The sequence below is a fragment of the Enterococcus sp. DIV0436a genome, from assembly GCF_051711605.1.
In the GTDB taxonomy this organism is placed as follows: Bacteria; Bacillota; Bacilli; order Lactobacillales; family Enterococcaceae; genus Enterococcus_B; species Enterococcus_B faecium.
Map to the genome: position 1 here is coordinate 2,259,722 of NZ_JBIONA010000001.1, position 19,045 is coordinate 2,278,766.

Annotated in this window: 17 protein-coding genes and 1 riboswitch; of the genes, 4 read left to right on the top strand and 13 right to left on the bottom strand. The window is 38.1% G+C overall.

Translation table 11 applies throughout. The features are described 5' to 3' along the window. Nucleotides 1-552 precede the first annotated feature (552 nt). The 7 genes from IGL15_RS11180 to IGL15_RS11210 form a co-directional block, all read right to left on the bottom strand. A complete protein-coding gene (locus IGL15_RS11180) occupies nucleotides 553-1,557 on the bottom strand; it encodes an SIS domain-containing protein (protein ID WP_002287119.1) in 1,005 nt (334 codons plus the stop codon). 12 nt (nucleotides 1,558-1,569) lie between these two features. After that, nucleotides 1,570-2,619: an SIS domain-containing protein gene (locus tag IGL15_RS11185; protein WP_002299093.1), complete on the bottom strand. Its 1,050-nt coding sequence runs from the start codon at nucleotides 2,617-2,619 to the stop codon at nucleotides 1,570-1,572. A 16-nt stretch (nucleotides 2,620-2,635) separates the two neighbouring features. Continuing rightward, on the bottom strand, nucleotides 2,636-3,457 hold the full coding sequence (locus tag IGL15_RS11190; RefSeq protein WP_002287116.1) for a PTS system mannose/fructose/sorbose family transporter subunit IID: 822 nt from the start codon (nucleotides 3,455-3,457) through the stop codon (nucleotides 2,636-2,638). Then, on the bottom strand, nucleotides 3,444-4,223 hold the full coding sequence (locus tag IGL15_RS11195) for a PTS mannose/fructose/sorbose/N-acetylgalactosamine transporter subunit IIC (protein WP_104765555.1): 780 nt from the start codon (nucleotides 4,221-4,223) through the stop codon (nucleotides 3,444-3,446). The genes IGL15_RS11190 and IGL15_RS11195 overlap by 14 nt, the downstream gene beginning before the upstream one ends. A 16-nt stretch (nucleotides 4,224-4,239) precedes the next feature. After that, complete coding sequence (locus IGL15_RS11200) at nucleotides 4,240-4,710, bottom strand: PTS sugar transporter subunit IIB (protein WP_002287114.1); 471 nt, start codon at nucleotides 4,708-4,710, stop codon at nucleotides 4,240-4,242. An 11-nt stretch (nucleotides 4,711-4,721) separates the two neighbouring features. Further along, nucleotides 4,722-5,141 carry a PTS sugar transporter subunit IIA gene (locus IGL15_RS11205; protein ID WP_002299098.1) on the bottom strand — a complete coding sequence of 140 codons (420 nt, stop codon included), beginning with the start codon at nucleotides 5,139-5,141 and terminating at the stop codon, nucleotides 4,722-4,724. Nucleotides 5,142-5,221: 80 nt separating this feature from the next. After that, a complete protein-coding gene (locus IGL15_RS11210) occupies nucleotides 5,222-7,999 on the bottom strand; it encodes a sigma 54-interacting transcriptional regulator (protein ID WP_181045229.1) in 2,778 nt (925 codons plus the stop codon). A gap of 190 nt (nucleotides 8,000-8,189) precedes the next feature. On the opposite strand from IGL15_RS11210, the gene IGL15_RS11215 reads away from it, so the two are divergent. The 3 genes from IGL15_RS11215 (at nucleotide 8,190) to IGL15_RS11225 (ending at nucleotide 12,674) form a co-directional block, all read left to right on the top strand. Then, complete coding sequence (locus tag IGL15_RS11215; protein WP_002294014.1) at nucleotides 8,190-8,414, top strand: hypothetical protein; 225 nt, start codon at nucleotides 8,190-8,192, stop codon at nucleotides 8,412-8,414. Nucleotides 8,415-9,192: 778 nt separating this feature from the next. Continuing rightward, nucleotides 9,193-10,908 carry an ABC transporter ATP-binding protein gene (locus tag IGL15_RS11220; RefSeq protein ID WP_002300496.1) on the top strand — a complete coding sequence of 572 codons (1,716 nt, stop codon included), beginning with the start codon at nucleotides 9,193-9,195 and terminating at the stop codon, nucleotides 10,906-10,908. A 2-nt stretch (nucleotides 10,909-10,910) separates the two neighbouring features. Then, the gene (locus IGL15_RS11225; RefSeq protein ID WP_104765553.1) at nucleotides 10,911-12,674 is read left to right on the top strand and encodes an ABC transporter ATP-binding protein; all 1,764 of its coding nucleotides are present in this window, start codon (nucleotides 10,911-10,913) and stop codon (nucleotides 12,672-12,674) included. Nucleotides 12,675-12,713: 39 nt separating this feature from the next. Here IGL15_RS11225 and IGL15_RS11230 read toward each other — a convergent pair whose 3' ends face one another. Together IGL15_RS11230 and mgsA are read right to left on the bottom strand one after the other, a co-directional pair. Next, complete coding sequence (locus tag IGL15_RS11230; protein WP_002289509.1) at nucleotides 12,714-13,250, bottom strand: folate family ECF transporter S component; 537 nt, start codon at nucleotides 13,248-13,250, stop codon at nucleotides 12,714-12,716. A gap of 37 nt (nucleotides 13,251-13,287) precedes the next feature. Beyond that, a riboswitch (THF riboswitch) is annotated at nucleotides 13,288-13,386 on the bottom strand. Nucleotides 13,387-13,572: 186 nt separating this feature from the next. Beyond that, nucleotides 13,573-13,995 carry a methylglyoxal synthase gene (gene mgsA, locus IGL15_RS11235; protein ID WP_002291069.1) on the bottom strand — a complete coding sequence of 141 codons (423 nt, stop codon included), beginning with the start codon at nucleotides 13,993-13,995 and terminating at the stop codon, nucleotides 13,573-13,575. A 208-nt stretch (nucleotides 13,996-14,203) separates the two neighbouring features. Here mgsA and IGL15_RS11240 point away from each other — a divergent pair, with 208 nt between their 5' ends. Continuing rightward, complete coding sequence (locus tag IGL15_RS11240) at nucleotides 14,204-15,313, top strand: ABC transporter ATP-binding protein (RefSeq protein WP_104765552.1); 1,110 nt, start codon at nucleotides 14,204-14,206, stop codon at nucleotides 15,311-15,313. Nucleotides 15,314-15,435: 122 nt separating this feature from the next. Here the strand turns inward: IGL15_RS11240 and IGL15_RS11245 are convergent, their stop codons facing one another. From IGL15_RS11245 to IGL15_RS11260, 4 genes are all read right to left on the bottom strand, one after another. Beyond that, nucleotides 15,436-16,065, bottom strand: a complete 630-nt coding sequence (locus IGL15_RS11245) for a hypothetical protein (RefSeq protein WP_002294011.1) — start codon at nucleotides 16,063-16,065, stop codon at nucleotides 15,436-15,438. Between the two features lie 694 nt (nucleotides 16,066-16,759). Further along, the gene (gene rsmA, locus IGL15_RS11250) at nucleotides 16,760-17,644 is read right to left on the bottom strand and encodes a 16S rRNA (adenine(1518)-N(6)/adenine(1519)-N(6))-dimethyltransferase RsmA (RefSeq protein ID WP_002294004.1); all 885 of its coding nucleotides are present in this window, start codon (nucleotides 17,642-17,644) and stop codon (nucleotides 16,760-16,762) included. After that, nucleotides 17,637-18,206 (bottom strand): ribonuclease M5, encoded by a 570-nt coding sequence (gene rnmV, locus IGL15_RS11255; RefSeq protein WP_002305490.1) that lies wholly within the window; start codon nucleotides 18,204-18,206, stop codon nucleotides 17,637-17,639. Before rnmV ends, rsmA begins: the two co-directional genes overlap by 8 nt. Beyond that, nucleotides 18,199-18,975, bottom strand: coding sequence for a TatD family hydrolase (locus tag IGL15_RS11260; protein ID WP_002324188.1), 777 nt, complete (start codon nucleotides 18,973-18,975; stop codon nucleotides 18,199-18,201). Before IGL15_RS11260 ends, rnmV begins: the two co-directional genes overlap by 8 nt. Nucleotides 18,976-19,045: the final 70 nt, after the last annotated feature.

Sequence of the window (19,045 nt, forward strand, 5' to 3'; positions counted from 1 at the left end):
TAAGTGTTTGTTTACTTCTTTTATCGTTTTTACTTGAAATAATCAATGATATGTTACAATAGTCTACATTTTATTTTTACACTCGTTATGCTTTGCTTGTTCCTAAGAGGAAGCAGTTTTGACAATGTTACTACCAGCATTACTATTAGGAGGTTAGGAAACTTCTCCTAGTGAGTATTGATTTAAAATACATAAGAGACAGGTTGAACATTTCTAAATCTGTCAGGTCCTGCAACGGACAGATTGTCTCTGTTGACGGTTGACATAGGAACTTTTGTTTTAGTCAACATTCTGGATACAAAACGCTATGTAAACTGGCGCAACTCGTTGTACTTGGACTTTTACTACGGATCCATGCAACAACAAAATAGTACTATTGCATAACAAAAAATGGTTGGCACCCACATGTCCCATTAAACAGATTATAAGTTGAACTGTAGATAATGCAAAAAATGTGTTTTATAACGTAATTGATGCCAATATTTTAAAAAAATAAAGGGAGCAGTTATCGCTGCTCTCTTTATTTTTTATATTCTTTTTATCCAGTCTATCCTAATAATCAAACTGACGATAGTAGCGGCGTATCTCTAATGGATGGCAGTTCAACTGCTCCACATGAGCATCGATGCGTTGTGTCACTACATGCATCAATAAGAAAGACAAAACACGTCCGCGATATTTTTCACTGATACCTTCTACTGGATAGTCTTTTGTGTCTATCAATGTATAATTGCTGCAAATTTTTGGCAAAAGTTTAGCCACACGTTCAGATAACACTCTCTGTTCATCTTCGCCTAAAAATAATGTGACTGGGGTTGTTTCTTCTACGATCTCTAACGTCCCGTGAAGAAACTCGGCAGCATGGATAGATTTCGATGGAAGCCAGCTTTGTTCTTCCCAGTAACACATGGCATATGAATAAACAGCTCCCCATTGATTCCCTGCTCCAATAAAATAATGCATACTATCACGTCGATGTTTTTCTGCAAATGATAAGCCAAATGCATCTGCTTTTTTCTCTGCTTCCACTAACCCTGTTGGTAAATAACGTTCGAGCTGTTCATAGTATTCTGAATAAGCTTCGAATTCTCCATTCAAATACATCAATCGATCTGCTGCCATAAAAAATTTGATTTGTTCTGTTCCAGGAGCTGGATAAGTGACCACAAAATCGCATAGCTGAGACAACTTACTGTTCGCTTTATCGATAAATCCAATCAGTGTCGCTCCTACTTTCTTGATTTGTTCTACTGCTTTCACTACTTCTTGAGTTGTACCGGTAACAGAGGACAAAATAACGATAGAATCTTTTGTTAATCTTTTGTTTCCAGTAGTGTAATATTCTGCAGCATGCTGTACAAAGACAGGCAAGTTGCTTTTCCCATTCATATAAGTGACAGCTTGCATCGAGGAAGCATACGTTCCACCGATTCCTAGATAATAGACAGCGTCAAATTTTTCCGCATAAAGTTTATCGATGATTTCTTCTACTTGCGGACGTAAAGCTAGTGCGCCTTTTATTGCTTTGATTTGTTCTTCTTCATTGAATTTCAGCATGATTTCCACCTCTTATAATTTACTTTTCAAGACTGTATCAAAGTCTTCAAAAATCTTTTTGTTCAAGTCAATACCTTTAGCTACTGCGGTTTTATAAGCGAATAGTTGAAACGGAACGACAAGCGCTAATACAGACAGATATTCATCACATTCTATTGCTAATCCAAGTGTTTTCTCGTTTCTTGCTTTTTTTGTGGTAATGGTGAGAGTCTCTCCAACGTACCGACTCATATATCTTTGCAACTTTTGCGAACGTTCCTTATTTACACTTTCCCCTTCAATAAAGAATAGCAAATGCGAAGCATCTGCCTCCAGGTATGGGCCGTGCATATAAGCTTCTAACTCAAATCCTTGTGACGGAACGCGGATTGTTTCAGTCAATTTCGTCTCTGCTTCTTTAGCTGTTCCCCAGTTTGGACCATATCCAATGGTGACGAAACGCTGTGCTAAACGAAATAAACTTTGATATCCATCAAAAAATTCTTCCGTTTTTTGAATAATCGCTGGTAAATGGTTGATTATTTTGCGCAACTGTTGCATGTAGTCTTGTTCTATTTTTTTGCTGATTTTATTTTTACTTATTCCAATTCCTATCCCTAAGAGTAGTAACTGTAAAACAGTCGCAGAATAGCCTTTTGTAACGAAGCCTACTGACTCTACCCCGGCACCTAAATCAATAATTTGTGCAGCTTCTAAAGCAAGTGGACTTTGCACGTCATTTGTGATAGCAACAACAGGTAACCCTTGTTTTTGTATCATTTTTACTGCTTCAACAGTAGAAGCACTTTTCCCGCTTTGTGACACAGCAATCACAGTATCGATTGAAGGAGAAAGTTTTCCATAATGGGAAAAATAAAAAGGTTCTTGAATATCGACAGTAAGATCACCATAAGATTCCAATGCTGGCTTCGCTGCTAAACAAGCGTTATAAGATGAACCCGTTGCTAAGATCAGTAAATTCACTGTTTTTTTCATATGTTCTCTTGTCGAAAAATCATTCTTTTTCAAGATCGTACTTAGTACTTCCTTTTCTTCATAGATATAATCTTGCATCGTAAACATTTTCTCTGCTCCTTTTTTAAAAAATCCCTATCCACGAACCAAAAATTCCAAAGAAAGCTAGTCCGATCAAGATCGTTAATGGTTTCACTTCTTTCTTCAATAGATAAAACACTATGCCAAATGCTCCAAGACATAAGATATTTGGAACGATATCATCAAAAATACTTTGAACAGTCACAGCATTTTCTCCTGAACCGATTTTTAAAGGAATATTGATGGTGATCATCGTGGCAGTCATTGCTCCAACGACCATCAGTCCAATAATAGACGCGCCTAATGTCAAACTTTCCATCATACCGTTTGCCTGGATCTTTTTCAAAAAACCCGTTCCTAAGCGATATCCCCAACCTGTTGCTAGATAGCGAAACAGAATGTGCGGAATATTGAAAATCAAAATGAACAAGATAGGGCCTAAAATATTTCCTTGCATGGCTAAAGAGGTACCCACACCTGTGGCAATCAATCGCAAAGTTCCCCAAAAGAAAGAATCTCCTAACCCTGCAAGAGGTCCCATCAAAGATGTTTTGATACTATCGATCGCAGTCACATCAAATTCAGGATCATCCTTATTTTCTTCCTCCATTGCAGCCGTGATTCCTAAAATCAGTGTAACGATATGTGGGGTCGTGTTAAAAAACTCTAGATGCCGTTTCAAAGCTGCTGCCATTTCTTCTTTCGACTGATATAACTTTTTCAAAATCGGGATCATTGCATAAACATAAGCCATATTCATCTGACGTTCATAATTCCAAGAAAACTCCATTTGAAAAGAACGCCAAAATACGTGATTCAGCTCTTTTTTCGTTATTTTGCTGTTTTTGATCTCAGAATTCTTCATCTTCTTCTACCTCCCCTGCAGTTGTTTGAAGTAGTAGTTGACGGACATTCATAATATTGACTACCACAACTGCTAAAATCGCACCAAAAATAGCTACTCCGGTCACAGGAATCTCTAAGTAAGAAGCTATAGCAAAACCTAAGAAAAAATATGGTGCAACTTGTTTGTTGATCAGCAAACGAGCAAGCATCGCAAAACCAAGAGCTGGAATCAACCCTGTAGCTACTGACAACCCCTTTTGAACGAAGTCAGGAATCATATTTAATAGATTTCCGATCGTATTGCTTCCCACCATATAAGAAACCATTACCACAACACCAAGCATCAAGGAAAGACCGATACCGGCAAGCAAGTGCATATGCTCGACTCCTTTATAATTTCCTTCTTCTGCATAACTGTCTGCTTTATGGTTCATAATTGGAATCAAAAGCCCTAAGTAAATATTTTTCAATATCAATGTCAACGTAGCAATCGGCAAACCTAGTAAAAGCGCGGTTTCTGTACCGGCTCCAGCTGTAATAGCAAAAGCCGTCCCTAAAATCCCACCGGTCACAACATCAGGTGGAATCGAAGCACCTACTGAGAACGATCCGATAAATGCTAACTCTAAAGTTGCGCCCATAATGATCCCAGTTTTTACATCACCTAACACGATTCCTGTAAACAGCCCCGTCACAATCGGACGAGAAAGCAACGATGTCCCTAGTGCATATTCTGATTGTGCGACAAATGCAACAATTCCTAATAAGACTGCTTGTACAATCATTGAGGTTCTTCCTTTCTTACAAAACTTCTCTTACATCCACTTTTTTATCTGCTGGTACTTGACGGATTTCTACTTCTATTTGTTTGTCAATTAATCGTTTCAAGCGTTCCTCCTCTTCTGGTAAAATATTTACCGCTTTTCCGATGCTGCGAGTACCAGGTTTTGCCTTGATCCCTCCTAAGTTGATGGTTTTGATTTCTGGATACGCTTCTGCCAGCTTATATGCATCCTCGATCGATTCCACTACGATGAATAACTTATATTTATCTGTCACCCCGCTTTTCAACGCGGCAATCGAGTCATCAATTGATTTGATCACTAGTTTGACTCCTTGTGGCTTGGCTAATTTGATCGTTGTCTTTCGTATCTCATTCGTAGGTACATCATCATTAGCAATCAAAATACAGTCTGCGCCTATTGTTTGTGTCCATGAAAAAGCTACTTGTCCGTGTAATAACCGATGGTCGACTCTTGTCAATACAATCATTTTTCTTCCTCCTAAAATTCGTCTTCTTCTATTTTCTGATTGAGCCGCTCGTTACAAAACTGGATCATTTTTTTTGAATCAGTTAGCACCTGCTGGATCAAAACAGTTGTCTCTACTTCAGCGTCCAACTGAGATACTAGCTCAATCAAGAGTGGCAAATTCAATCCGGCAACGAGATAGACATGATCCTGATTGATATATTGTAAGAATTCGTTGTTGACACTTCCGCCAAAAAGATCCGTCAGAACAATGATTTCTTTATCTTTGTACCTCATAAAAAGCTGGCTTACTGTTTCCGCTAAATCAAAATTCTCATCAGTATAGCAATCCAATACAGTAATAGAATGATTTTTCCCATAGATCAGCTCTAATGAATCTAATATCCCTGAAGCAAATTTTCCATGGGAAGCTAAGATAATTTCTCTATCCACTTTTTCATCTCCTCTTTTCACTTACACATACTAAAAAAGCAAGTTGCATGCCAAAATTAGTGGCAACAACTTGCTTATGTTCAAAATTCTTCTTCTATCGAGAGAAACTCTGTATCTTCACTCAAAATATCATAGATATAGGCAATCTCAGAATTGGGGATCATGACACTATAATGCTCTTCAATGACACTAAACGCAGATTTAATAGCAGATAATCCTTCTTTTTGACACTGCTTCCATTTCTCTAATCCTTGATAGGTTTCGATTGGCATTTGTCGGATCAATCGTTCAATGAGACAGCTCACATGGACATACAACGCTAATTTTTTGGGATTGCTGATGCTTCGATTCAACTGCACCTCTAATTCTCTCATAAAATGATCGATTTCTCCCATCACCTTCTCTGTATCTAGAATAGTCACGGAATCCAGTACTTTTTCCAATGAAAAATTACGAATGATGCGCTGATTGAATATTTCCTTCTCTGAAGCATTCATAGTAGTGTCCAACCATTCAGCTAGTACAGACATCTTTTCCCCCGAGATGAGGTCTTCTAATGAAAGATATTCGATATTGGTGATATCAGGATCTGTGGTGCCAATCATTCCTACGACTTCGTATATGGAAAATAATGGGTCACTGTTTTTCTTATCTTTTAATTGCTGATATTCATATGGGATGATTTTCAACTGACAAGCCGTAGGTAAGCTTTTTTCTAGCAGTTCACTTAAGTGGACCGCCGTACCGATTCCAGTGAAGCAAGTAGTAATGAGTGCTTTGGGTTTGTTTTCCTCTGGATAGAGCAGTCGCCATTCTGGCTGGATCTGTCGAACAGTCTCTTCTGCTATCTCTTCTAATGATACATTTTTTTGCAGGCATTCCCCTACTGTGATTGCTAAAGGTGTCGTCACATTATTCAAAATCAAAAGCGGTACGGATAACTGTTTTTTAAAAAACTGATGGATTTCTTTCAGAGATCCCATGTCTACTAATATGATCAATCCATTTGAAACATCGCTGTTTTCGCAATAATCAAGGATTTCTGAAGCAATCTGCTGTGGTGTGACATCTAGTGGCATATCAAATGATTCAAATAGATCCTCTTGTAATAAACGATTTACTACATTTGCCATACTGCTAGCAGTTGCATAACCGTGAGCAGCAATCATCGCTTTTGGCAGTCGTTTTTCTTTTGACCATTTCGCTTTTTTTAGATAGATCGTCAGTAAAATCCGATCCATACTTGTGTCTTCAATATCTAATTTGATCTTACTTAATTCCAGAATTCGTTGGACATAGTGATAACTAGATGGATAAGACTGAGAAACTTGTTGTTCTAATTCTTTGATTAGTTGGATAATATCATGTTCTTCCGGTAACCATTTGATAGTGCTTCGCTGATAGAGATAGTAACTCAAGGCATAGACACTGTTTCCATCGAATTTGATTTGATAGGCAGTTTCCATTTGTCGAAAGGTCTCTCGGATAGATTGTGTCCAATAAACCAGCAGCTCGTGTTTTTCTTGTCTACTGGTCTCAAACAGCAAAAAATCAAATAATTGAATCACTTCTTGCTTTAATTTTCCTTCGCAAGAATATAGCAGACAGTTATTTTTCTTGAAATCAATTAGGATTTGCTCAAAACTTTTAACGATTCGCTGCTGTTCGGGCTGTTGCTTCTCCATTAATTGCTCTAAGGTCTGGTCTTGCGTAATATAGATTCCTTGCTGTGCTGTATTTTTAGTAATAGGCTGCGCAAGTAGTTCTTTTTGCAAATGATGGATCGTGACATGGATTTCAGGCTGTTCACGCTGTTCAGCATATGCTTTTGCTGCTGAAACTTTGACGATATTTTTCAGCTCTCCTATGTTTCCGGATAATTTCTGACTTGTTAAAAGTGACAAAGCTGGTCCACTGACTGACAAAGGGCTCCCCATTTTTCTTTGTTCTTCGAGAAAAAAAGAGTAAATCAGTTCTAGCCGTTCATTACGACTACGCTGATTAAGTGCAGGTAGTTCGATTCGGATAGGTATTCTTCGAATGAAAGTTGTTAAGAAATGACTAGTAATCTCTTCAGTCGTAGCAAAAAAGAGACGTGTTTTGATCCGGCGTGACAAATTAGGTTCTCCCATACGATAAATCACACCTTGATCAAGATAGGTGAACAGTTTTTCCTGACCTTCTGGTGTTAAGCGATGTACCTCGTCTAAAAACAAGATCCCACCATCTGCTGCTTCAAAAGCCCCTTTTTTATTTTCTTCTGCACCAGTGTACGCTCCCTTAACATGTCCAAACAAATTGCTAGTCAAAAGTTCAGGATTATCTGCATATTGTGCACAATTAAAAGTGATGAATGGTGCAGAATCTTCTAGCAGATCATGAAGCAGACAATACTGATAGACCAAATTAACTAAATAACTTTTACCTGTGCCACTTTCGCCTGTAATCAAAAGTGGTAATCCGCCATCTGGATAGTAAAGAGCTGTTTTGATTTGTTCGATACTTTCTTTCAAACTGGCGTCGTATCCGATCATAAAAGAGAATAAGTCTTTTGGTTGCGCGAAAAAAGGCTGTTCCTCTTTGAGATCATCGATAGAAAAATAAAAATTCGTGCGTAACTTAAAAAATTGTTTTTCAAAAGCTTCTTTGTGGAAATAAATCACTGGTCGAGAATTGATTTTGACTAGTAGTTGCTCATCATTTAACTGGTTCAAATAATGACTGACTGTGTTTCTTTTTACCCCAAAATGATCAGCTAACCTTTGTGCTGTAAAGACCTCGTTCATATGTTCTAAATCGAAAAAGGCTGTCTGGTTCTCTAAGTAACATAAAATTTCCTTCTTCAACAACTTATTCACCCCTCCTCCATCATAGAAAACGGATTCATTTTGTCAATAAAATCTTTAATAAAGAATTGAAAAATATATCTTATTATAGACAGCAGCCTACTTATCCCTTATAATTTTTATTCTAAAAAACGTACAGTTCCTTCCAGTTTTTATACTGGAATTTCAACATATGAAAGAATAAGGAGGCTATGACTATTCAATGAAATCGGATAAATATAAAAACAGGAAACATACTTCCTGGAAAACTTTTCGAGAAATCATCGGATCTTATCTCGCTGTAGTTGTATTTTTGCCTTTGCTTTATATGGCTATGACAGAACAAACTCGTTTTATTGGCGTAGATACGCAATATATAGCCGAAACAGGATTTTTATTCATCTTTATCTTGATTTTTGCGTTCTATAAATCCTTCCATACAAAATAAGATTCACAGATTTCAACTTTCCTGTCTGTTTTTAGCTATTACAAATCCTTATATGTGGTATAACAACAATTTATTGGCATAATGAGGAAAAACGAGTTATGATGCTTTCAGAGAGTAAAGAGGTACTGTTGTCACCATCCTTTTTATTGATTACGTACACCACTCTTAGTTTTTTCCCATTGATTACGAAAACAAGGTAGAAACATTGATGTTCCTACCTTGTTTTCTTTTTTTATTTTCAGATCAAAATCTCAAGTAGCTTTTGACTTGATGTCGGGAGGTTGTCTTCGTTCCATCAAACCTGATAGAATCTGCGCCAAACCATAGTTTTCTCCACTATTATTTATTCCTCTAAGATAGTACCCACAATAAACGAATAAATATTTTTCTCATTTTCATACTCCTTCTTTGAAAATCAATTAGATTTCTCTCAACCCACTTTTTTACAAAAATTACGTAGCAAAAAAGATTGCAAGAACAAATTAAAAAAGAAGTAAATAGAGTTTCGTCTATAAACATTTACTTGATATATTTTTTATGCAGAATTCATTTATAGAAAAATTAAGTAAAATAGACGTTCCTATGAATGAAGAGACTGGCATGTTTTCTCATTTTCTTTTTTTTAAAAAAAATAGTCTATTCACTTTCTAAAGCTTCTTCATAATAAAACTTTCATTTATGAAAAGGCTTGTTCTCTTTTCATTCTAAATTTCCTAAGCTACAATGTGGTAGTACTTGTTTTTTCAATTGTGGACAAATAAATAATAGGAGGAATCATATGATTCAGTTATTACGTTATGCAAAAGACTATCGTAAGCAAATCATTTTGGGCCCGTTCTTCAAATTTCTTGAAGCTGTCTTCGAACTTGTCCTGCCTTTAATGATGGCTTCCTTGATCGATAATGGACTAAAAATGAATGACCGAGGAAAAATCATTGAAATGGGCTTATGGATGGTCGCTATGTCTGTGATTGGTCTGATTTGTGCTATCATTTGCCAATACTATGCTTCAGTAGCTTCACAAGGATTTGGTACAGAGTTACGTAATCAGCTAATCAAAAAAATCAATACTTTCTCTCACAACGAGTTGAATCATTTTGGAACAGATACCTTGATCACCCGAATGACAAACGACATCAATCAGCTTCAGCTAGCTTTAGCAATGGTCATTCGTTTATTGATCAGAGCACCGTTTTTAAGTATCGGGTCAGTGGTCATGGCTTTTGTGATCGACTGGGAAGTAGGTCTGTTTTTCTTAGCATTATTGCCTATTTTCTCAATCATTTTATTTTTTATCATCAAAAAAACCGTTCCTCTCTACCAAAAAGTGCAAGAAAAACTAGATCAGCTCAATGAACACGTTAGTCAGAATCTTAGCGGTGTTCGTGTCATCCGCGCATTTGCGCAGACAAAAAAAGAAACAGAGAAGTTCGATAAAAGCACAAATGATCTAGCGAACAATTATTTACGTGTTTCCAATATCTCTGCCCTATTATCACCTGCTACGACCTTGATCATGAATATCGGGATCATCTGTTTGCTGACAGTTGGCGGGATCAAAGTAAATATTGGTAGCTTGCAACAAGGACAAGTTCTTGCTTTGATCAATTATATGAATCAAATGCTTTTGGCACTGATCGTTATTTCAAACCTCGTCGTGATCTTCACACGTGCCGAAGCTTCAGGAAATCGGGTGAAAGAGGTGCTAGACACAGAAAATTCGATTCTTGAAGCTGAGGTCAGTACTACTCCCGATTTTTCTTCTGAAGCAATTATCGCTTTTGACCATGTTGACTTCCGTTATACTCCTGATTCTGGTCTTTCTCTCCAAAATATTACATTTCAGCTGAAGCGAAATACAGTCCTTGGAATCATTGGTCCAACCGGAAGCGGGAAAACGACTTTGACACAATTGATTCCGCGTTTCTATGATGTCAGTTCCGGTACAGTTATAATGGACGGAATGGATGTTCGTTCTTGGCAGCTGGATCATCTCCGTCAGCAAATTGCTCTTGTTCCCCAAACTTCTGTACTATTTACCGGGACTATTCGTGAAAACCTTCAATGGGGTAAGAAAGACGCCACAGAAAAAGAATGTTGGGAAGCTCTGAAAATCGCTCAGGCAGAAGAATTTGTCCGTCAGCTTCCAAATGGTTTAGATACAAAAGTCATGGAAAATGGGAAAAATTTCTCTGGCGGACAAAAACAGCGACTGACGATTGCAAGAGCTTTGATTGCCAAGCCAGCATTACTGATTTTAGATGACTCTTTAAGTGCGTTGGATTATCAAACAGACTTGGATTTGCGTAAGGCGCTACAGACTTATCTTGGCAGTACAGTGATTATTATCTCCCAACGTGTCCGCTCTATTCAAGAAGCACATCATATCTTAGTGATGGATCAAGGTAAGATTGCTGCTCAGGGTACCCATGAAGAATTACTTGCTCAATCAGCAGAATATCAGGAAATCGTCGCATCACAGGAGGAAGAATAGTTATGAAAGTAAAAAAATTATCCTTGCAGACGCTCCGCCGATTCATTCCTTACCTTACTGCCTATGCAAAAGACATTTGGCTAGCTGTGATACTAGGAATCATCAATGGGATTGCAACAGTTGTGATGACGTTACAAATTGGTCAAAGTATCGATCAAATGATTGGAGAAGGACAGGTCCGCTTCAATCGACTGTTCCATTTACTTATTCTATTCGGTGGTATCGTTTTAATCAACGTAGTCAGTCAATGGCTCATCCAAGTGTTAAGCAATCGGTTAGCTTACTTATCCGTTGCAAAATTAAGAAAAGATGCATTTGCTCATCTGAATCGATTGCCACTTCGTTATTATGATCAAAACTCCCACGGAAATATCGTCAGTCGATTTACAAATGATATGGACAATATTTCCATTGCAATTTCTGCGGCCTTCAATCAATTATTTTCTGGAGTGGCAATCATCATTCTTTCGTTTATTTTTATGATGCGTCTAAGTCCACTTCTGACATTGGTCGTTCTTTGTTCCACACCAATTATTTTCCTTGTGAGTTGGATCGTTGCTCGTGCTTCACAAACAAATTTCGATAGACAGCAAAGGATTATTGGGGATATCTCGGGCTTTGTGACCGAACGAATCGGTAACCAGAAAATCGTGAAAGCTTTTCAGCAAGAAGAAGCTAGTCAACAGCAATTTGAACTGCTAAATGCTGATCTATATGAAAAAGGACAACGGGCACAATTTTCTTCTTCCTTGACAAACCCGTCTTCTCGTTTTGTAGATCACCTTGCTTATTTATCGATTGGTTTAGTTGGCGGCCTATTGGCATTGAAGAGTGGTTCGTCAATCACTGTTGGTGTGATTTCCAGCTTTACGATCTACTCAAGTCAGTTTTCTAAACCATTTATCGAACTTTCTGGAATCACGACACAACTGCAAACCGCTTTTTCTGGTCTAGAACGAGCATTTGATTTGATCGATCAGCCAGAAGAAAAGCCTGATTTGCCAGATGCCTATGCCTTGGAACCCAAAAATATCAAAGGAAAAGTCTCTTTTGATCATGTTTCTTTTTCTTATGACCCCCAACAGCGTTTGATCGAAGATTTCAATTTTACTGCTTATCCAGGTCAAACCATTGCTATAGTAGGAAAAACAGGGGCCGGAAAATCCACACTTGTTAATTTGCTGATGCGTTTTTATGACACAACAAAAGGAACAATTACAGTCGATGACCATGACATCCGCTCTATCCAACGTGATACATTACGTAAAAGTTTTGGAATGGTGTTACAAGATACTTGGCTATTTGACAGTACATTGCGAGAAAATCTTCGTTTTGGGAATCCGGAAGCAAGTGACGCAGAAATCAATGATGCCCTAAAAGCCTCTTACATGTATGAATTTATAGAACGTTTGCCGGAAAAATTAGATACTAAGATTGGCGGTCAAGGGTTAAAGATATCAGATGGACAACGCCAACTGTTGACGATTGCTCGAACGATGATCAGTAATCCCCCTATGTTGATCTTAGATGAAGCTACTAGCTCAGTCGATACATTGACAGAGAAAAAAATCCAACAAGCCTTCTTAGCAATGATGGAAGGAAAAACCAGTTTTGTGATTGCCCATCGCCTGTCCACAATCAAAAATGCGGACCAGATATTAGTGATGGATCAGGGAGCCATTGTCGAAATGGGCACCCATGATGAGCTGCTTCAAAAAGATGGTTATTACCGACGGCTCTATCAAGCACAATTCACAGCACAATAAAAACAAGCAGTCTTCTGGGATGGGAAGACTGCTTGTTTTTTATTTAGCGTGGATCGCTAAACTTCTTAAAATTTTTTTGTAAGGAATACTACGTCCTACGTAATAAATGGCAATTGATTGAATCGGTAACCATATTACTGTTTTTAACAGGCGGGGCGCCCAAACGACCCAGCTGAACAATGGCACATGGTACATCAACGCAAGCCATAATGGTGTCAAAAATAAGTTGATGATCAGCGTGACACTAAGCGTAGCCAGAATGGCATTTTTCCAAGTGATCTCTTTTCGATAGAAAAAGAATCCGTAGATTGCTCCTTCAATAAATGCATTCAATGTAAATCCAATAAAGAATGCAGATTTCGAGAAGAGGGCCATTCCTACTAAATCAGCTAAAACTGCGCCTATCCCTGACCAAAAAGGACCAAAAAGAATGCCCATGATCACTTGTGGAATAAATGTGACACTGATTTTAATAAATGGGGTCTCGATTGCTACCAGTCGGGACAAAGTGACCATCAATGCAATCAATAAGCCCATAATAGCAATCATACGTGCGTCTAACCGGTGTTTCTTCATTTTTAGCATCTCCTTTAAGAGCTGCTACATCGTATCATGCAGCGAATGCGAAAATAAAACCGCGAACATTACGTCCTTCGTCCAAGAGGCAACATCCCATCCTCTTAGCACTTAACGCTTTATTTTCTACTCTGTATTATTTTTGGGATCTTTTCCCACAGAAACTATAGCATATTTTCACATTTACTGCAAATACGAAAAACTAATATTATTGTTTATATTATCCAATACGTTCGTATTATATCGCATATTATCAGTTTGTTTAGCTTTTATAGCTACATATAGGCGAACATTAAACGTTATTTTTCCATACCCTTATCCATCAAAATGAAAGTGGACGCTTGTCTATTTCATGGACGATTCTTCGAAAATCTAGGAAGCCGGCTTCCAGTCCTCTTAGTAGCACCTCAGCTGTTCCGATATTCGTAGCTAACGGAATCTCATAGACATCAGATAAACGGATAAGTGCTGTTACATCTGGTTCATGGGGCTGTGCAGCCAGCGGGTCTCGAAGAAAAATCACCAAATCTAACTGATCCTCCGAAATCATGGCTCCAATTTGCTGATCCCCGCCTAACGGTCCGGATTTAAACCGATGGATCGGCAAGCCGGTTGCTTCCGTGATCCTCTGCCCAGTCGTCCCGGTAGCAAAAAGTTCATGTTTTTCCAATATTGTTTTATACGCTGTTGCTAATTTCACCATCATAGGTTTTTTTCGGTCATGAGCGATCAAAGCGATTTTCATAAGAGACACTCCTTTTGATATTGTTAACATACTTATTTACTCCAGTGTATCAGTTTTTATTTCTTATGGATATTTATTAAAGCTTAAAACTAGCACATTGACAAAAAAAAGAAAAAATTCTTGTTCAACATGACATTGAAGTTAGTTAACGCTTTCATTTATACTTTAAATAGTTAATAAAACTAAAAAAGAAAGTGTGGAACGTATTATGGTAGAAATGGCTCTGAAAAACGTATATAAAAAATATGACAATGCAGAAAATTATTCTGTAACTGATTTTAATCTATCAATCAAAGACCGTGAATTTATCGTTTTTGTTGGTCCTTCCGGTTGTGGAAAGTCAACTACTTTGCGAATGATCGCGGGACTGGAAGATATCTCTGAAGGAGAACTAAATATCGGCGGAAAAATCATGAATGACGTGGCACCTAAAGACCGTGATATTGCCATGGTTTTCCAAAACTACGCATTGTATCCTCATATGACTGTTTTTGATAATATGGCTTTTGGCTTGAAATTACGTAAATATGATAAAGCAGACATCAAAAAACGTGTGGACAATGCAGCAGAGATCTTAGGTCTGACAGAATACTTGAAACGAAAACCAGCTGCTTTATCTGGTGGACAACGCCAACGTGTGGCATTGGGACGGGCAATCGTTCGGGATGCAAAAGTCTTCTTAATGGATGAGCCATTATCAAATTTAGATGCTAAATTACGTGTAGCCATGCGTGCTGAGATTGCCAAACTTCACCAGCGTCTTGAAACAACGACCATCTATGTTACTCACGATCAGACAGAAGCAATGACTATGGCTGACCGAATCGTTATCATGAAAGACGGATTTATCCAACAAATCGGTACACCGAAAGAAGTTTATGATACACCCGTCAATATGTTCGTTGCCGGCTTTATTGGATCTCCTGCCATGAATTTCTTTAATGTGACATTGAAAAATGGTGTTATCACAGATGGACATGGGCTTAAGCTTCGTATTCCTGAAGGGAAAAACAAAGTATTAGTTGAAAAAGGTTATGAAGGAAAAGAAGTTATCTTCGGTATTCGTCCAGAAGACATCCACAGTGAACAAGTAGCCCTTGAAGCTTCACCTGAAGCCGTAGTCAAATCAGAAGTTGTCGTTTCCGAATTACTTGGAGCTGAAACGATGCTTTACACAAAAACTGGTTCTACTGAGTTCATCTCAAAAGTAGATGCAAGAGATTTCCATAAACCAGGCGAAATAGTCGACCTTGCCTTCAACATCAGCAAGGGCCACTTCTTTGATAAAGAAACAGAACAAGTCATCAAACTTCCATAAATTGCCCCCTGTTAGAGCTGTGCCAGAAGATGTTGGTGCAGCTCTTTTTAGGACAAAAAACTCTCATCTTAGAGGATTTATTATCCATTACTAGATGAGAGTTTTTTTTTGAGAGATCATGTCTAATATGTCGTTTTCTTCGCGTACCCTTGAATCGACTCTTTCCGATTTTCTTTTTTTGCTGCCGTGAATACGGGGATATCAAAATATTTGCTGAGTGTTCCTGCTATAAAATAAGCAATATTATAATCAACTAAACTGTGGATGAGCCCACCAATCCCCATCAAGATGAATACTGTATAAAAATATCCTTGAGAATAATATGTTTCAGGCATATTACCAATAAAGTAAAAGATGCTGACTACTAGCATTTCTGCTAAAGAATGAATCACACCGATCACAAAATTGAACCCTTGGAAACGCCAATTAGCAAAAGTAAACTGTCCATTTTTTAAAACGATACTCGGATGCTTTTGCAAGTACCAAGCCCCAATCAACGCAAACACAAGATGTGACAATGCTCGCAATGCGATGATAACCGGCGTTGTTAAAAAGAAACCAAATGTCGTACCTAGCGCAACAGCCACTGCAACTCCTGGTGTAAAAAACATCGCAATAAATAATGGCACATGAGACGCCAAAGTAAAGGAAGCTGGTGGAATCATGATTTTAGGCATGACCATTGGGATAATGACCCCCATCCCAATCAATAAAGCAGAAATCGTTAGTTTTCGAACTGAATTTTTTCTCATTTTTTCTCTCTCCTAATATGTCTTGACACATAAATGTCGACTTAGTATAACTCACTTACTAATAACTGTCAAGACACATATTCTTTTCTAAATCCATACAAAATGAGTGTGAGTATCAAGTATAAGAATTTTTTGATTAAGAAACAAAAATAGGAGATGTGACAAAATTTGTGTCACATCTCCTTGTTCGGCATAATAGTGGTCAAAAGCTTGTATCAAGTAATAAGACCAACTAACTCAAAAACATGAGAAGCTGTTTTTTGAAATTGTTCCTTGTGACTTAGAGTTAAACGGCAGGCCCACAACCTCTTTCTTAAACGGTGTTCAATCAGTTGAACCTCGGTATTAGCTCAAAAAACGGCAAAATATGAGGAACTATTTTGCCGTTTGTTTCTCTAATACTCAGGTCAAAGCGCTGATTTCACAACCTCTTGGTAAACGGTGTTCAAAAGCTTGCATCTGCGGTAATAAGCCCAAACAAACGAAAAACATGAGGAACTATTTTTGTTTGGCTGTTCTTATTACTTGATGCAGGACAGCTTTTTCACAACCTTCCACTAAACGGTGTTCAAAAGCTTGCATCTGCGGTAATAAGCCCAAACAAACGAAAAACATGAGGAACTATTTTTGTTTGGTTGTTCTTATTACTTGATGCAGGACAGCTTTTTCACAACTTCTGTCACAACCTCTTTTTTTACTGCATATTTTCTGACATCGCATTGCTTAATGCGGCGAATTCTTGTAATGACAAAGTCTCCCCACGACGTTTTGGATCGATTCCAGCTGTTTCCAAGCTTTTTGCTAACCATGCTTTTGTCTGGTCATCTTTGCCATACGAATGCTGCAAGTTATTCCAAAGCGTTTTTCTTCTTTGCTGAAATGCCGCTTTTGTCAATCGGAAAAATGCTTTTTCGTCTGTCACTTCGACTGCCGGTATATCTCTTCTTGTCAGTTTCAAAATCGCTGAATCTACATTTGGCTGAGGGACAAATACTGTTTTTGGTACGATGAATGCTAAACTGGCTTCCATATAATATTGAACAGCAATCGATAATGAACCATAAGCTTTCGTTCCTGGTTCAGCAGAGATACGATCAGCTACTTCTTTTTGCATCATGACGACTAGTTCATCCACAACCAAATCTGATTCAAGAAAATGCATCATGATCGGTGTCGTAATATAGTAAGGTAAATTCGCTACGACTTTTAACGGAAGCTCCTCATGAAATGTTTCTCTAACAGCTGTTGACAAATCGGTCTTTAAAATATCTTGATGTACAATAGTCACATTGTCATAGGGTTGCATCGTATCAGCCAATACAGGGATCAAACGATCATCGATCTCAAATGCTACGACTTGTTTTGCATGCTTGGCTAATTGTTCCGTCAATGCACCGATTCCTGGTCCAACTTCGATCACGTTCGTATGTTCATCTATTTGCGCAGTTTCTACGATTTTCCTTAAAATATTTGGTTCAGTCAGAAAATTTTGTCCTAAACTTTTTTTAAATGAAAAACCATGTTTCAATAAAATCTCTTTTGTTCTAGAGGGTGTCGCAATTTCACGATATTCACTCATGTTGTTCCTCCACTATTTTCATTGCTTGGGCGAGTTCTTTCGGCGTAATACGAAACATCTTCAAACGTTTTTCCAATTGTTTGCCGTTCGTGTAACCGATGCGCAACTCGTCACCTAGTTTTTCTCGTTTTTCTTTTGCTTGTGCCCCAGCTATTAAACCATAGTCTAAAAGGTCTTGTCTAGTGATTTCAGAAACAGCCGTTTGGGAAATGTCTGGCGTCACGACCTTTTTCAATGCTTCTAAAATAGCAGCATCACTTGCATGCTCGACACCAAGGCTTCCCTTTTTCTTTGGTTTAGCTTGTGTGCGCGGCAAAAAAGCATGTTTTGCCTGAGGAACAGCTTCCATAATGATTTTTCTTATTTTTTCTCCCGAAAAATCAGGATCGGTAAAAACGATCACTCCACGAGTCTCTTGGGCATGTTCAATTTGCATCAGAATCTCTTCATTGATTGCAGACCCTATTGTTTCTATCGTATCTGCATCAACTACTTCCCGCAGCCTTCTTGTATCGTCTTTTCCTTCAACGACTATAATCTCTTGGATCTTCATCTTATCCATGTTCGCTTAGACCAAATAATCGGTGCGTATTTGTCCATGTTTGGGCAGCCACTTCTTCTGTCGGAAGATTCCGAAGTTCAGCAATCTTTTCTACTGTATAACGAGTATAGCCTGGTTCATTCCGCTTTCCTCTAAAAGGAACTGGTGCCAGATAAGGGGCATCTGTTTCCACAAGTAATCGTTCGATTGGTACATTTGCTGCAGCCTCTTGGACGTCTAATGCTTTTTTGAAAGTGACGACACCGCTAAATGAAATATGCATCCCTAAGTCAAGAAATCGTTTTGCCCATTCATAATCACCACTGAAACTATGCATGATTCCACCGATATCTCGAACATCTTCTTCTTTTAGGATTTGATACGTGTCTTCAAGTGCTTCTCTAGTATGAATACTGATTGGTAGGTTCATTTCTTTTGCGATAGCAATCTGTCTGCGAAATACTTTATCTTGGACTTCTTTCGGGTCTTCCATCCAATGATAATCCAAGCCAATTTCCCCTAATGCTACAACCTTTGGTAAAGTCAATTGTTCTTGTAATTTATTTTCGATTTCTTTCGTATAACTGCCAGCCTCTGTCGGATGCCAGCCGATAATACTGTATATATTTGGATAGTCATGGCTTAATTGCAAAGACTTTTCAATCGTTGGCGTATCGAAGCCCACGACCGCCATTTTCGTTACCCCCATTTCTTGTGCTCGCTGAATCGTTTCTGGAATATCTTCATTGAACTGTTCAGCATTTAAATGGGTATGAGAATCAAATATCATGTTTATCTCTCCTTTTCATTCTTACTTTAGCACATAAGCACTACTTGCAGAAGTAGCAAAAATCAAAATA